15 protein-coding genes are annotated in these 14,665 nt (G+C 61.4%); 10 read left to right on the top strand and 5 right to left on the bottom strand.

Annotation, left to right across the window (positions count from 1 at the left end; all coding sequences use genetic code 11):
- Window positions 1–119 precede the first annotated feature (119 nt).
- The 10 genes from paaX (at window position 120) to BSG20_RS08680 (ending at window position 9,715) form a co-directional block, all read left to right on the top strand.
- Window positions 120–1,013, top strand: coding sequence for a phenylacetic acid degradation operon negative regulatory protein PaaX (paaX, locus tag BSG20_RS08635; RefSeq protein WP_072373570.1), 894 nt, complete (start codon window positions 120–122; stop codon window positions 1,011–1,013).
- A 187-nt stretch (window positions 1,014–1,200) separates the two neighbouring features.
- Complete coding sequence (pcaF, locus tag BSG20_RS08640; RefSeq protein WP_072373573.1) at window positions 1,201–2,394, top strand: 3-oxoadipyl-CoA thiolase; 1,194 nt, start codon at window positions 1,201–1,203, stop codon at window positions 2,392–2,394.
- Between the two features lie 25 nt (window positions 2,395–2,419).
- A complete protein-coding gene (paaA, locus tag BSG20_RS08645) occupies window positions 2,420–3,424 on the top strand; it encodes a 1,2-phenylacetyl-CoA epoxidase subunit PaaA (RefSeq protein WP_072373576.1) in 1,005 nt (334 codons plus the stop codon).
- A gap of 105 nt (window positions 3,425–3,529) precedes the next feature.
- A complete protein-coding gene (paaB, locus tag BSG20_RS08650) occupies window positions 3,530–3,814 on the top strand; it encodes a 1,2-phenylacetyl-CoA epoxidase subunit PaaB (RefSeq protein ID WP_037118848.1) in 285 nt (94 codons plus the stop codon).
- On the top strand, window positions 3,814–4,593 hold the full coding sequence (gene paaC / locus BSG20_RS08655; RefSeq protein WP_072373579.1) for a 1,2-phenylacetyl-CoA epoxidase subunit PaaC: 780 nt from the start codon (window positions 3,814–3,816) through the stop codon (window positions 4,591–4,593). The genes paaB and paaC overlap by 1 nt, the downstream gene beginning before the upstream one ends.
- Before the next feature lie 16 nt (window positions 4,594–4,609).
- Entirely contained in the window at window positions 4,610–5,134 is a 525-nt protein-coding gene (paaD, locus tag BSG20_RS08660) for a 1,2-phenylacetyl-CoA epoxidase subunit PaaD (RefSeq protein ID WP_072373582.1), read from the top strand.
- A 25-nt stretch (window positions 5,135–5,159) separates the two neighbouring features.
- Complete coding sequence (gene paaE / locus BSG20_RS08665) at window positions 5,160–6,236, top strand: 1,2-phenylacetyl-CoA epoxidase subunit PaaE (RefSeq protein ID WP_072373584.1); 1,077 nt, start codon at window positions 5,160–5,162, stop codon at window positions 6,234–6,236.
- A gap of 28 nt (window positions 6,237–6,264) precedes the next feature.
- Window positions 6,265–7,020, top strand: coding sequence for a Phenylacetic acid catabolic protein (locus BSG20_RS08670; RefSeq protein WP_072373587.1), 756 nt, complete (start codon window positions 6,265–6,267; stop codon window positions 7,018–7,020).
- 17 nt (window positions 7,021–7,037) lie between these two features.
- On the top strand, window positions 7,038–9,095 hold the full coding sequence (gene paaZ, locus BSG20_RS08675; protein WP_072373590.1) for a phenylacetic acid degradation bifunctional protein PaaZ: 2,058 nt from the start codon (window positions 7,038–7,040) through the stop codon (window positions 9,093–9,095).
- Between the two features lie 5 nt (window positions 9,096–9,100).
- Window positions 9,101–9,715 carry a transferase hexapeptide repeat family protein gene (locus BSG20_RS08680; protein WP_072373593.1) on the top strand — a complete coding sequence of 205 codons (615 nt, stop codon included), beginning with the start codon at window positions 9,101–9,103 and terminating at the stop codon, window positions 9,713–9,715.
- Window positions 9,716–9,987: 272 nt separating this feature from the next.
- Here BSG20_RS08680 and BSG20_RS08685 read toward each other — a convergent pair whose 3' ends face one another.
- Genes BSG20_RS08685 through BSG20_RS08705 form a run of 5 tightly spaced genes read right to left on the bottom strand, consistent with a single transcriptional unit; the run spans window position 9,988 to window position 14,593 of the window.
- Complete coding sequence (locus BSG20_RS08685; protein WP_072373596.1) at window positions 9,988–10,995, bottom strand: ScyD/ScyE family protein; 1,008 nt, start codon at window positions 10,993–10,995, stop codon at window positions 9,988–9,990.
- Window positions 10,974–11,714: a formylglycine-generating enzyme family protein gene (locus BSG20_RS08690; protein ID WP_072373599.1), complete on the bottom strand. Its 741-nt coding sequence runs from the start codon at window positions 11,712–11,714 to the stop codon at window positions 10,974–10,976. Before BSG20_RS08690 ends, BSG20_RS08685 begins: the two co-directional genes overlap by 22 nt.
- A 16-nt stretch (window positions 11,715–11,730) precedes the next feature.
- Window positions 11,731–12,792 carry an ABC transporter ATP-binding protein gene (locus BSG20_RS08695; RefSeq protein ID WP_072373602.1) on the bottom strand — a complete coding sequence of 354 codons (1,062 nt, stop codon included), beginning with the start codon at window positions 12,790–12,792 and terminating at the stop codon, window positions 11,731–11,733.
- 5 nt (window positions 12,793–12,797) lie between these two features.
- Window positions 12,798–13,673, bottom strand: a complete 876-nt coding sequence (locus BSG20_RS08700) for a carbohydrate ABC transporter permease (protein WP_072373605.1) — start codon at window positions 13,671–13,673, stop codon at window positions 12,798–12,800.
- Complete coding sequence (locus tag BSG20_RS08705) at window positions 13,670–14,593, bottom strand: carbohydrate ABC transporter permease (protein ID WP_072373608.1); 924 nt, start codon at window positions 14,591–14,593, stop codon at window positions 13,670–13,672. The genes BSG20_RS08700 and BSG20_RS08705 overlap by 4 nt, the downstream gene beginning before the upstream one ends.
- Window positions 14,594–14,665 lie beyond the last annotated feature (72 nt).

Genomic DNA, 14,665 nt, shown 5'->3' on the forward strand with positions numbered 1-14,665 from the left:
CAAGGCTTCCGCCGTCCCGGAAGCCTTGCAGCTCCGCATACTGCGGCTGCACGCCGTAAACGGGTGCAGCTACCCCTTTAATGTGATAGGCCGCGCCGGCACGTTCCAAGGAGGAATCGGTGACGGCAGCGACCAATCAAGCAGACGTCCAGGCAAGGGAACTGATAGGAACCATTCTTGCCGAAAGTCCCCTCAAGGCAGCCGGTTTCATCGTGACGATCTACGGCGACGTCGTCGAACCGCGCGGTGGTGTGGCATGGATCGGCAACCTGATTGAAACCTGCGCCGAAGTCGGCATCAGCGAAACCCTCGTGAGAACCGCCGTGTCGCGACTGGTCGCCTCGGGGCAGCTCCTCGGTGAAAGGGAAGGACGGCGAAGCTACTATCGCCTATCCCAGTCTGCCGGGCGCGAGTTTGCCGCAGCCGCCATGGTGCTCTTCGAACCTTTCGAGGATCACGGCTGGCAGTTCGTCCATATGACAGGCTTATCTGCCGACGAGCAGATGCAGGCGCTCCAGCGCGCCGGCTTTGCGCGTCTTGGACCCCGCCTGGCAGTTGGACCTGCAGGGCCACTACCGGCAACGATTGCCGGCACGGTCTTTCGTGCCGAAACCGCGTCCGGTCAAAAGGCATTGGCGGCCTTCGTCGCGGATTATTGGGATCTTGCTCCGCACGCTGCTGCCTACCGGCAATTCCTCGTGCAATTTGAGCCTATCGCCCGATTCCTGGAATCTGACGCACCGGCTCCGAAGACGTCTTTGGCGGTGCGGCTGCTTTTGACGCATCGCTTCCGCAGTGTCTTGCTGCATGATCCGAGACTACCCTCCCCCGCCTTGCCAAAGGATTGGCCCGGACAGCGGGCAAGGCGACTCTTCGCTTGTCTTTATCGAAAACTCTCGCCCGCCGCTGACGCCCATGTGGCGCGCAACTTCGTCGCGGCGGTAGGGCCGTTGGCGATAGCGACCGCTGCGACCGACCGTCGACTGACCAGCCTTTCTAAGCAGATCATCTAGCGTCCGAGCCCGTCCTGGCCTCTTGCCGAGGTGTTTGTGATATACTCAACAGGCACAGCCGCAAACATCACAATTTTTGTCTCATGGTCTGTTGATGTGTGACATATGGCATGCTAATAGATGACCGATCGGTCGGTTAATCAATGTTGGATTGATCGACCTTGCGGGAAGCAGGAGGAAATCGCGCATGTCGGAAGATGCTGTCCGCACACCCATCGGCCGCTATGGCGGTGCGCTTGCGGCGGTGCGCGCGGATGATCTGGCAGCCCTTCCACTCACCGCCTTGATGGAGCGTCATGCGGATGTCGACTGGAGTAAGGTCGACGATCTCATCTATGGCTGCGCCAACCAGGCGGGCGAAGACAACCGCAATGTCGGCCGCATGGCCGTGCTCCTGTCCGGCATGCCCGTCACTGTTCCGGCAACAACCGTCAATCGCTTGTGTGGATCCGGCATGGATGCCGTCGGCATGGCGGCAAGGGCAATCCGCGCCGGCGACTGCGACTTCGTGATCGCCGGTGGCGTCGAGAGCATGAGCCGCGCGCCCTTCGTCATGCCGAAGGCAGACAACGCTTTTTCCCGGAGCAATGCGGTCCACGACACGACGATCGGCTGGCGCTTCGTCAATCCAAGGATGAAGGCGCAGTTCGGCGTCGATTCCATGCCTGAGACAGCCGACAACGTGGCGGCCGATTTTGGCGTCAGCCGCGCCGACCAGGACGCGTTTGCGGCTCGCAGCCAGGCCCGCTGGGCAGCGGCTCAGGAGGCTGGCCTGTTCGTCGACGAACTGGTCAGCGTCAAGCTTGCGCAGAAGAAGGGTGATCCCGTTGTCGTCGACCGCGATGAACACCCACGCCCGGGCACGACGGCCGAGCAGCTTTCAAAGCTCAAGGGGGTAAACGGCCCGGACCTCAGCGTTACGGCGGGCAACGCGTCAGGCGTCAATGACGGCGCTGCCGCCCTCATTGTCGCGAGCGAGGCGGCTGCAAAAGCGCAGGGTCTGAGGCCTAAGGCGCGCATCGTCGCAATGGCTGCAGCCGGCGTCGAGCCGCGCATTATGGGCGTTGGTCCAGCCCCTGCCGCGCGCCGCGTGCTGGAGCGCGCTGGGCTTGCAATCGGCCAGATGGACGTGATCGAGTTGAACGAGGCATTTGCCGCCCAGGCGCTCGCCGTGCTGCGCGATCTGGACCTCCCCGATGATGCGCCCCATGTCAATCCGAATGGCGGCGCCATCGCGATCGGCCATCCGCTCGGCATGAGCGGCGCCCGGCTGGTCACCACGGCAACCTACCAATTGCAGCGCCAAGGCGGTCGCTATGCGCTTTGCACCATGTGTATCGGCGTCGGTCAGGGCATCGCAATCATTCTCGAGCGCGTCTGACGCGCGAAGGCAAAGGAGACGAACCGTGTACGCACAGATGGTCAAAACCGACAGCGCCCGTGTCAAGACGCTCGACGAGCTGGACCCGGTCGAACGCGCCTTTCAGGAACGAATTGACGCCGGCCAGAAGGTCGAGCCGAAGGAGTGGATGCCGGAAGGCTACCGCAAGACGCTGGTGCGACAGATCAGCCAGCATGCTCATTCAGAGATCGTCGGTCAGCTGCCGGAAGGCAACTGGATCACGCGCGCCCCGACGCTGGAGCGCAAGGCCATCCTGCTTGCCAAGGTGCAGGATGAAGCCGGTCATGGATTATACCTCTACTGCGCGGCCGAAACACTCGGCATCAGCCGGGACGAGATGTACGAGCAGCTGCACAGTGGCAAAGCGAAGTACTCCTCGATCTTCAATTACCCGACGCTCAGCTGGGCCGATATCGGCGCGATTGGCTGGCTGGTCGACGGTGCAGCCATCATGAACCAGGTGCCGCTGCAGCGCTGTTCCTACGGGCCTTATGCTCGCGCCATGGTTCGCATCTGCAAGGAAGAAAGCTTTCACCAACGCCAGGGTTTCGACATCCTGATGAAGATGGTGAAAGGCACGCCCGCCCAAAGGGAAATGGTCCAGGACGCGCTGAACCGCTGGTGGTGGCCGTCGCTAATGATGTTCGGCCCCTCGGACGATGCCTCGGTGCACTCGGCCCAGTCGATGGCCTGGAAGATCAAGCAAAACTCCAACGACGAGCTCCGCCAGAGGTTTGTCGACCAGACCGTGCCACAAGCCGAGTATCTCGGCCTGACGGTGCCGGATCCCGATCTGACGTGGAACGAGGAAAAGGGCGGCTACGATTTCGGTGAGCCTGATTGGACCGAGTTCTTCGCCGTCATCGCCGGCAATGGCCCGTGCAATGCCGAGCGCCTCAATGCCCGACAGAAGGCATGGAACGACGGCGCGTGGTTCCGCGATGGTCTCGTTGCCCATGCCGAGAAGATGACGTCGCGCCGCGCCGCAGCGCCCACCGCCGCCGAGTAATGTGCGCACGCCCCTTGGGCGTCCGCTTTGAGCAGTCGCAATCGTAACAAATACGCGATCTCCGGGGCCCTTTGGCCGCGAGAGCGCGAGCAGGGAGAAACATCGATGCCCAGCGAATGGCCCCTTTGGGAAGTTTTCATCCGCGGCCAGCACGGCCTCAATCACCGGCATGTCGGCAGCCTGCATGCGCCGGACGCCGAAATGGCCATCAACAACGCCCGCGACGTCTATACCCGCCGCAATGAAGGGGTGAGCATCTGGGTGGTGCGCTCGAGCGAAATCACCGCAAGTGCTCCATCGGAGAAAGGGCCGCTGTTCGACCCGTCAAACTCCAAGGTCTACCGCCACCCGACGTTCTTCGACATTCCCGATGAAGTGGGGCATATGTGATGAGCGCTCCCTCCAACACGGCCGTCAGCCCGACGGCACTCTTCGAGTTCCTGACGCGCATCGGCGATAACGCGCTCATCCTCGGCCACCGCGTGTCCGAGTGGTGCGGGCATTCGCCGGCACTGGAAGAGGACATCGCGCTTTCCAACACCGCGCTTGATCTGATCGGGCAGACCCAGCTCTGGCTCGGTCTTGCCGGTGAAATCGAAGCTCAGGGCCGCAGCGCCGACAATCTTGCCTATCTGCGCGATGCCCGCGACTTCCGCAACGTGCTGCTCGTCGAGCGCCCGAACGGCGATTTTGGAAAGACGCTGATGCGTCAGTTTCTGTTCGATGCCTGGCATTTCCTGATGTTGAGGGCCCTGCGCTCGTCGACGCACAAGCGTATCGCCGACATCGCGGAAAAAGCCTCGAAGGAAGTTGCCTACCATCTCGATCGCAGCCGCGATCTGATCATCCGTCTTGGTGACGGCACCGCCGAAAGCCACCGGCGCATGCAGGAGGCGCTTGACGATCTCTGGGCCTATACCGGCGAACTTTTCGTCGGCGACGCGTCCGATGCCGAGCTTGCTGCGGCCGGCATTGCACCGGAGCCCGAAAGCCTGAAGGCCGCGTGGGACGAGTTGGTTGATGACGCGCTTTCAGACGCGACGCTGAAGAAGCCGGCCGACGGCTTCATGCATAAGGGCGGCAAGCGCGGCGTTCATACCGAGCACATGGGCTTCATCCTCGCTGAACTGCAGTTCCTGCAGCGCGCCTATCCGGGCGCGAGCTGGTAAACGGAAGGAGGCGGTTATGATAGCCGCGACGTTGCCGTCGATCGCCGATATCTGGCGGTGGCTTGAAGAGGTGCAGGATCCGGAAATCCCGGTGATCTCGCTTGTCGATCTTGGCATCATCCGCGGTGTCGCATGGAAGGAGGACACGCTGGTCGTGACGGTGACGCCCACCTATTCCGGCTGTCCGGCGACCGCGCTCATCAACCTCGATATCGAGCGGGCGCTAAAGGAAAAAGGGATCGAAAAGCTCAGACTGGAGCGCCAGCTGTCGCCGGCCTGGACGACCGACTGGATCAGCACCGAGGGTCGCGAAAAACTGCGCGCCTACGGCATTGCGCCGCCCGTGGACGGAACGGCGATAGACGGCATCCTGCGCCAGCGCGTCGACCGGCTCTCCGGCCGCTCCAATCTGATGATCGTCTGTCCGCGTTGCGGCTCGACGAACACGGAAAAGATCAGCCAGTTCGGCTCGACACCGTGCAAGGCGAGCTATCGCTGCACCGATTGCCTGGAACCATTCGATTATTTCAAGTGCATCTGACCCTTTGCCTAGTGAGGTCCGCAATATGGCACGTTTCCATTCCCTTCAGGTCACCGACATCCGGCGCGAAACACGCGATGCCGTCGTCGTCACGCTTACCCCGCAGGACGAGGACCGCAGCGCGTTCGATTTCACGCAAGGCCAGTACCTGACCTTCCGCCGCAAGTTCGACGGCGAGGAGTTGCGACGTTCGTATTCGATCTGTGCGGGGCGGGATGAGGGCTTGCTCAGGGTCGGCATCAAGCGGGTCGATGGTGGCTGCTTTTCGACATGGGCGAACGAAGAACTCAGCGTCGGCGACACCATGGAAGCCATGCCGCCGATGGGCGCGTTCTTCACGGCGATCGAGCCTGATGTTTCCAAGACCTATCTGGGATTTGCCGGCGGAAGCGGCATCACACCGGTCCTTTCGATCATTAAGACGACGCTCGCTCGCGAGCCACGTTCACGCTTCACGCTGGTCTATGCCAACCGACAAATCAGCTCGATCATGTTCCGCGAGGAGCTGGACGACCTGAAGGACACCTATCTCGGCCGGCTGTCGATCTTGCACATTCTGGAAAGCGAGGCGCAGGATATCGACCTCTTTACGGGTCGCGTCGACGTCGAGAAATGCGCCGGCCTGTTCAAGCACTGGATCGATCTGAAGGCCATCGATACGGTCTTCATCTGCGGACCGGAACCGATGATGCTGTCGATTGCCGCCGCACTTCGCGATCACGGGATGCGCGAGGAACAGATCAAGTTCGAACTCTTCGCATCCTCCCAGCCGGGACGTGCGCGCCGCAGGGCGGAAAGTGCTGCGGGCGTCGACAAGGACACGGCCTGCCAGGCAACGGTGATGCTCGATGGCGCAACCCGCGTCTTCAAGATGCCTAAACAAGGGCAAACGCTGCTCGAGGCGGCGCTCGAAAACAACATGGACGCGCCCTACGCCTGTAAGGCAGGCGTCTGTTCCACTTGTCGGGCCAAGGTCCTGGAGGGTGAGACCGAGATGGAGGTCAACCATGCGCTCGAGGACTACGAGGTCCGCCAGGGCTACGTCTTGACCTGCCAGTGCTATCCGCTGAGCGACCGCATCGTCGTCAGCTACGACCAGTAATCGGTCGAGGACCGAGGGAGGAATGCCGATGCCCGATACGATGCCGATCGAGGAGTACCTGCTCAAGGGGGGCGTGCTGACGTCGCCGGACAATGCGCCGCCGCGCTATCGCGGCGAGCTCTTGCGCCTGATGGCGAGTTTCGTCGACAGCGAGCTTGCGGGTGCGGCCGGCTTTGCCGATACGATCAACGATGCGCCTGGTATCAAGGAGCGCATCGCGTCTGCCAAGATCGTTCTTGAAAAGACCGACCATGCCGGACGCGTGCTCGAGATCATGGGTAGCTTCGGCGCCGATAGCGGCCGCTATGCCGCGCACCATCCATGGGACGCCCGCCTGAAGCGCGACACCGACATCGGTGCAGCACGCCAGGGCGGCGACATGCGCCTTTCCGTTTTCCACTATCCCCTTGAGGGCTGGATCGATGCAGTCGTTATGAATGTGCTGATGGGCACTGCAAGCACCATCCAGTTGCGGGAGCTCACTCACGTCTCCTACCAGCCACTTGCCGAAGTGTTCCGCGCCATTCTGCCGCGAGAGGCGCATCACACCGATCTCGGCATCGAGGCGCTGAAGCGGATTGCCGAAGATGAGGAAGGGGCGAAGGCCGCGCGTGAAGCGATCATCTATTGGCGGCCGCGCGTTGCCGCAAGCTTTGGACTCTCCGGATCGGCGCGCTACCAAACTCTGTCCCGTTTCGGCCTTCGCCATACCCCTAACGAGACGCTGCTGTCTGAATGGCAGGCGGCCATCGACGCGCAGCTTGCTGCGCTCAATCTGAACTGACCGGAAGGATTAAAACAATGAACGTTCTGGTAATGGAGCCACGCCGCCTCGAAAGCTATGTCTATGGCCGCTGGGTTCCCGGCACGAAGGATGGCGCTGAACTGCGCGATGCCTCGACGGGCGCACCGGTGGCGCTGATCGATTCTACCGGTGTCGATTTTGCGTCGTCTCTGGCCTACGGCCGCGAGAAGGCAGGTCCCGCACTCAGGCGCATGTCGTTTCATGAGCGCGCCGCCATGCTGAAGGCACTTGGCCAGGCGCTGATGGACCGGAAGGAGGAGTTCTACGCCCTGTCGTCGGCGACTGGCGCCACCAGGACAGACAGCTGGATCGATATCGACGGCGGCATCGGCACTCTGTTGTCCTATGCCTCAAAGGGTCGACGCGAGCTGCCCAATACGCGCGTACTCGTTGATGGCGACGTGGAAACCCTGTCGCGCGACGGAACGTTCTCGGCCCGGCACATTCTGTCGCCGCTGCAGGGCGTCGCCATTCACATCAATGCCTTCAACTTCCCGGTCTGGGGCATGCTGGAGAAGCTGGCGCCGACCCTCATCGCCGGCATGCCGGCGATCGTCAAGCCGGCAAGCCAGACGGCCTATCTCACCGAGCTTGTCGTGCGTCGCATGATCGAAACCGGTCTTCTGCCGGAGGGCGCCGTGCAACTGGTCTGCGGTTCGGTCGGCGATCTCCTCGACCATGTCGACGGGCAAGATGTCGTAACCTTCACCGGTTCGGCCTGGACGGGCCGCAAGCTGAAGACCCATCCGGCGATCATCGAAAATTCGGTGCGCTTCACCATGGAGGCAGACAGCCTCAATGCGACTGTCCTCGGCCTCGACGCGGGCCCCGGCACGGAAGAGTTCGACCTCTTCGTCAAGGAAGTCTCTCGAGAGATGACGGCAAAGGCCGGCCAGAAGTGCACGGCCATCCGCCGCGTCATCGCGCCACGCGCCTATTGCGACGCGCTGGTCTCCGTCCTTGGCGAGCGTCTTGGCAAGACCACGCTCGGCAATGCCGCCGATGAAACCGTCCGCATGGGCCCGCTTGCAAGCCTTGCTCAGCGTGACGAGGTCCGCGCGCGCATCGGCGATCTTCTCGCCGATGCCGAGATCGTCGCCGGCGATCCGGACAATCCGCGCGTTGTGTCGGGTGACGCGGAAGCCGGCGCCTTCCTCAATCCGGTCCTGCTTTATTGCGACAAGCCCTGGCAAGCCAAGGCCGTGCACGACGTCGAAGCCTTCGGCCCGGTCAGCACGGTCATGCCTTATGACAGTGCCGAGGAGGCGGTGGATCTTGCCCGCCGCGGCAAGGGAAGTCTCGTTTCCTCCGTCTTCACCAACGATCCCATCTTTGCCGAAGACGTGGTCCTCGGCATGGCGCCGTTCCACGGACGGGTGCTGATCGGCAACCGCACGAGCGCCAAGACGTCGACCGGCCACGGCTCGCCGCTGCCCGGTCTGGTGCATGGCGGTCCAGGACGCGCCGGCGGTGGCGAGGAATTGGGCGGCCTTCGCGGGGTCATGCATTACATGCAGCGCACGGCGGTGCAAGGCGCACCGACGCTTCTGTCTGCCGTCACCGGCCGCTGGGTTGCCGGTGCCGACGTGCGCCGTGATGGCGAGCACCCGTTCCGCAAGTCGCTTGCAGAACTGCAAATCGGCGACCAGCTGGTAACAGGTACGCGCACGGTCACGCTTGAAGATATCGAGCATTTCGCCAAATTCACAGGCGATACCTTCTATGCCCACATGGACGAGGAAGCCGCACGCGCCAATCCGTTCTTCGACGGCCGCGTCGCCCACGGCTATCTGATCGTCTCCTTCGCCGCCGGTCTATTTGTTGACCCGGCCCCTGGCCCGGTTCTCGCCAATTATGGGGTCGACAACCTGCGCTTCCTCACGCCGGTCAATCCGGGCGATACGCTGCAGGTCCAATTGACCTGCAAGGAGATCAACCCGCGCATCGGCGCCGAGCATGGCGAAGTGCGCTGGGATTGCCGTGTGAGCAACCAGAGTCGTGCGACGGTTGCCCAGTACGACGTGCTGACGATGGTGGCCAAGACAAGGGACTGATTAATATGGCGCAGGTCTATTCCTATGATGGCGTCGTGCCGGTGATCCATCCAACGGCTTTCGTCCATCCGGCCGCCGTGGTGATTGGCGACGTCATCATTGGACCGGCCTGCTATGTCGGCCCGTGCGCCGTATTGCGCGGTGATTTCGGGCGGATCGTCATGGAACGTGGCTCGAACGTCCAGGAGACCTGCGTCGTTCATAGCTTTCCTGACGTGGAGGTGGTGATCGGCGAAGACGGTCATATCGGCCACGGCGCCGTGCTGCACGGCTGCCGCATCGGTCGCAATGCCATGGTCGGAATGAATGCCGTGGTCATGGACGAAGCCGTGATCGGCGAAAATTCCATCGTTGCCGCCATGGCTTTCGTCAAGGCAGGCGCTGAAATCCCGGCAAACAGCCTGGCGGTCGGATCCCCTGCCAGGGTCATTCGCGAACTAAGCGAAAAAGAAATCGCCTGGAAGCGTCAGGGAACGGGGGTCTATCAGCGCCTCGCACTGGAAGCCAAGGACAAGCTTCGACCCGTCGAACCGCTCCGCGAACCGGAAGCAGACCGTCGGCGCATCCAGGCTCCCGAATATGACCCGCTGATCCTGGAGCGGCTAAAATTCGGGGATTGAGCCAAAGCATGTCCCGTACGGGAACGGGTTTCGGGACAAATGCGATCCCGCCTGTCCGCGTATCATGGCTTGCCTGGAGCGGTGCGGTACCTATAAGGCCGCCAATGATGCAGCCGCTGCCGGCTGGATGCTATCGGCCATTCAAGAGCGGATAGGTGAACGCGATCTTGCAGGTTGGAAAAAGCTCAAGGCCATCGTGGATAAGCAGCGCAACTCACCTTGGCGCCAAGCAGTTATGTGCATTAATCCAGGACCAAAACCGAAAGCCACGCTCAGCGAGCAGGTGCGCGCGTCAGAACATAAAGGTTGCCGCCCAGCTCGGAAACGACGATCAGCCGCTCGTCCCAGACAAGCACAGACACTGGGCGGGTCAGGCCCTCGAGAATAACCGTCCGTTCCCGTGCCTTTTTATTGAACTTCAGCAATCTCCCACTCGCCTTACGAAATCCTTCCTTCTGGTCGTAGATGCCGTGTTCGAGGACAAGCATCTCTCCACCGTTGTCGAAAGCAACACTCACGGGCGCATTAAGCGCTTCGACGTCAATCTGCGGCGTTGACTGATCGCCAGCCTCGGGAATCGAAACGATCTTTCCGGCTCCGGTAAGGAAGGGAAAGCCGCCGAACAGCGCTATATAGAGGCGCCCGCCGTGAAGGGCGATACCGGCTGGCACCGCATCGGTTTCGTAGCTGTTGCCTTCGGCGAACTCGGTCGGTGAAAGGCTGCGGAGCGCCGTGGCCGCCTGCTCCATGCGGCGGAATGTCAGAAGCGTGCTTTTGTGGCCGTCGGGCTGTACGCGTTCGACACTGTTTCGAGCGGAGTCGATCACGTAGTAGCGTCCGCTCGCCGCAACGAAGTCGAACGGATTCCAGAAATCGTTGCTGATGACACGGACCTGACCGGCCGCGTTGAGCGCAACGAGCGCGTGGTCAAGCGGCCCCTCCTTCGAGCCGACTGGCGTCCATCCCTGGGCGACGACAAGTCCATCATCGGCGCGGACGACACGATATGGACCGGTCGGGTCACCGATCACGTCGAGGCCATGGGGAAATACCGGACCGAATGCGACAAGCTTGCCGTCCGCGCCGCGCCGGTAGAGCCGGCCGCTGGCGAGATCGCTGACGAGCAGGTCTCCGGCGTCGCGAGATAGGCCGGCGAAGGCGGCACCAGGCGTGTTGAAGGTCTCGAGCGTGTAGCCGGGCGGCGCCGTCGGTTCAGCACCAGTACCGGTGGCTGGGAGCAGAAAACCGGTGACGATCATCAAGGTGTAGAGCGGACGCATCTGAAGCCACCATTGGCTGAGAACCGGAATTCCGGATCATAGGCGAGCCGATAGGTCGTTGTCAGGTGGTTTGGGTCGCTGTTCCAGGAGCCCCCACGAAGCACGCGGTACAGCCCGGCGCTCCTCGCCGCGGTCCCGCCTTCATACGGCGCGTAGCCATCACGGGTCCACTCCCAGACATTGCCGACAAGATTGAGGACGCCCTCTTTGCTTGCGCCATCGGCGAAGGACGCCGCCGGTGCGGTCATCGGATACCCATCGCGCGCGTCGCCGGAACAACAGGCATCCGCTCCAGAATTTGCGCGCGCATTGCCCGGCGGGACCTCGCCCCATGGGAACGCGCTGCCCTTCGTTCCTCGCGCCGCACGCTCGTATTGTTGTTCCGATGGAAGAACCAACCCGTAGTGACGGCAAAATGCATCGGCGTCTTCCCAACTCACCCCGACGACCGGCCGGTCGTCCAATCCCAGGATTGGGTGATTGGCGTAGAAGGCCGCCCGATGGCCGGTCTCCTTGACGAAGAGCCCATATTGCTGGTTTGTAATCTCGGTGCGATTGATCGCAAACGCCTGCCCCTCCAGTTCGCGCCGCGGGCGTTCGTTTTCAGGGCCATCGTCGCGGCCGAAGATGAACGTCCCCGCAGGAATTTCAATCAGCGGATTTTCAGCGATGAGGCCGCCATCGGCAGCGGTCGCGCCAAATGCAAGGGTGATCACCATCGCTGACGTCCAACGGCTAGAAGTCAACACGATCTTGAGTCTCGCCATTGAACAGAAACACGCGATCCGTCGCGACCTTGACGCCGATCTGCTGGTCGATCTGACCCGTGAAATTCTTGTCGGCACGCAAGGTCATGAGTTGACCCCCCAACCGCAGGCTCACAAGCGTATTCTCGCCGGTGAGCTCCGCCGAATAGATCGGCGCGACCAGATTGACGTCTACATCACCGGCATCAGTCGGGTGGACGTCCTCGGGGCGGACGCCGAGGACCGCTCGAGAGACGTTTGCCTGGCCGATACCCCCGACCCTGAGGCCGGCACTAACGAACACACCGTCTCTCACTTCTCCCGGAATGAGGTTCATCGGCGGCGAGCCAATAAAGCCGGCAACGAAGAGCGTGCGCGGATCGTTATAGATCTCCCGTGGCGTCCCAAGCTGCTCGATGACGCCCTTGTTCATCACGGCCACGCGATGGGCAAGGGTCATCGCTTCTATCTGGTCATGGGTGACGTAGATCGTCGTGACCTGCAGCTCATGTTGCAGGTGCTTCAGCTCGGCGCGCATCTGCGTGCGAAGCTTGGCATCGAGATTGGACAGCGGCTCGTCCATCAGAAAGACGCGTGGTGTGCGCACGATAGCGCGAGCAAGTGCCACGCGCTGGCGCTGACCGCCGGAAAGTTCCTTCGGCAGCCGCGACAACATCGAGTCGAGTTCCACACGCCGTGCGACTTCGGCTATTCGTCGCTTGCATTCAGCGGGCGGCACTTTGCGGATCTTCAGCGGGTAACCGATGTTGTCTTCGACGGTGAGGTGAGGATACAAAGCATATGACTGGAATACCATTGCAACGTCGCGATACTTGGGAAGGACACCGTTGACGCGGTCCTCGTCGATGTAGATGTCGCCGAATGTCGCTTCCTCGAGACCCGCGACCATCCGCATGGTCGTTGTCTTGCCGCAACCGGAAGGTCCGAGCAAAACGAGAAACTCCTTGTCCCTGATCTCGAGGTTGAAATCATTGACGGCAACGAATTCGCCGAACTTCTTGCAGACGTTTTTGAATGTGACGGACGCCATAGGTCTCAACCTTTGACGGCACCCAGGGACAATCCCCGGACGAGATGCTTCTGGACGATGAAGGCGAAGATGACGATTGGCACGCAGGCCATGAACCCCGCCGCACTGATTTCACCCCAATAGGTGTTGTATTGCGTTACGCGCCCGGCAATGCCGATCGGCAGCGTCTGCGACTGCTCGGTGAGCGTGATGATGAGGGAAAGTAGAAACTCGTTCCACGAGATGATCAGACAGAAGATGGCGGTGGCTGCAAGCCCAGGCCGGGCAAGAGGCAACGCCACGTGTAGGAATGCGCCCCACCGTGTGTCGCCGTCGACCATCGCCGCCTCCTCAAGCTCGACCGGAAGATCCTGGAAATAGCTCTTCATCATCCACGTCGCGAAGGGCAGATTGAAGGCGGTGTAGGCGACAATGAGAGCCGACTTCGTGTTGAGCATGTCGAAATAGTTGAAGAACAGGTAGAGCGGAATGATGCTGACGATGGGCGGCATCATGCGCGTTGACAGGATCCAGAACGAAATCTGCTTCCGCCACTGCCAGGGGTAGCTGAACCGTGCCAAGGCATAGCCGGCCATTGTGCCGAAGGTCAGGGAAACGATCGTCGTTCCGACGGCGACGAGAAAGCTGTTCAGCGCGTAGCCTAGGAACGGACGCTGGATAAACGCTTCGTTGTAGTGTTTTAGGGTGGGGTTGCGCGGCAGCCACTCCGGCGGCACTGCGAAAATGTCGATATCATATTTAAGCGAGTTGGTCGCGATCCAATAGATCGGAAAAAGTGTGACGACCAGCGCGACAACGATCGTCAGATAGGCCAGCAGGCGGATGAGCACGTCTGTGGTCCGGCTGCGCGCGTGTATTTTTTTTGGCAGTGTCATGGTCATTCCGCCAGCCGCATGCGTTTCATGAACCAGGTGCTTAAAACGATCGTTACAAACAGCACGAAAAGCGACATCGCCGCCGCGTAGCCTGGATCGGCGAAGCGGTAGGCGACCTGATAGATATACAGGCTCAGGACCTTGGTCCGGTCAGCCGGACCCCCGCCTGTCAGTATGAAGACCAGATCGAAAAGACGCAGTGCATCCATGACACGCAGGAGAAGCGCAATGGCGATAACCGGCTTGAGGAACGGCAGCGTCAGGTCCCGGAACTGCTGCCAGGACGAGGCTCCGTCGAGCGCGGCGGCCTCGTAGGGTTCGACCGGCAAGCTCGCCAACCCCGCCAACATGAGAAGGAATATGAAGGGTGTCCATTGCCAGACATCGGCGACGATGATCGAGAACATCGCAAGGTTCACGTCGCCCGCCCATGCCTGCAATGGCAGACCGAGGCGGAACATGATTTCGTTCAGGACGCCGAACTGAGGCTCATAGATGAGCTTCCATGTGATCGCGACCGCGATCGGCGGCAGCATCATGGGGATCATCAGGACGGTCTTCAGAAAGGTCAACTTGCGAATGAATTTATCAAGGAGCAGCGCCAGGCCGAGACCGAGGATGAATTCCGCCGTCACCGCCGCGACCGTAAATATGGTGGTGTTCCAGAGCGCGACGTGAAATTGCGTGTCGGAAAAAAGCCGCGCGAAATTACCGGCACCGACGAACGTCCAGGGCAGATCGGGATTCGGGCTGATTTTGTGGACCGCCGCATAGAACATGTAGACGCTGGGAAAGATCGTCAGGCCCAGGAGTATGAGTACTGTCGGCGCAAGCATGAGGAAGCGCAAATGCCGCTCTACCCATCGCTCCAGACCGCCACCTGGTCGAAGCGGCGCGGCCACGGTTCCGCTTTCCGACGTCAACATTGACCTCTCCCGTAAACCTGCCCCGGCGCGCCTGAATTCTCGGGTTTCAAGCTCATCGGGCGCGATTGCCGG

Source organism: Rhizobium tibeticum, from assembly GCF_900110205.1.
GTDB classification, from domain to species: Bacteria; Pseudomonadota; Alphaproteobacteria; order Rhizobiales; family Rhizobiaceae; genus Rhizobium; species Rhizobium tibeticum.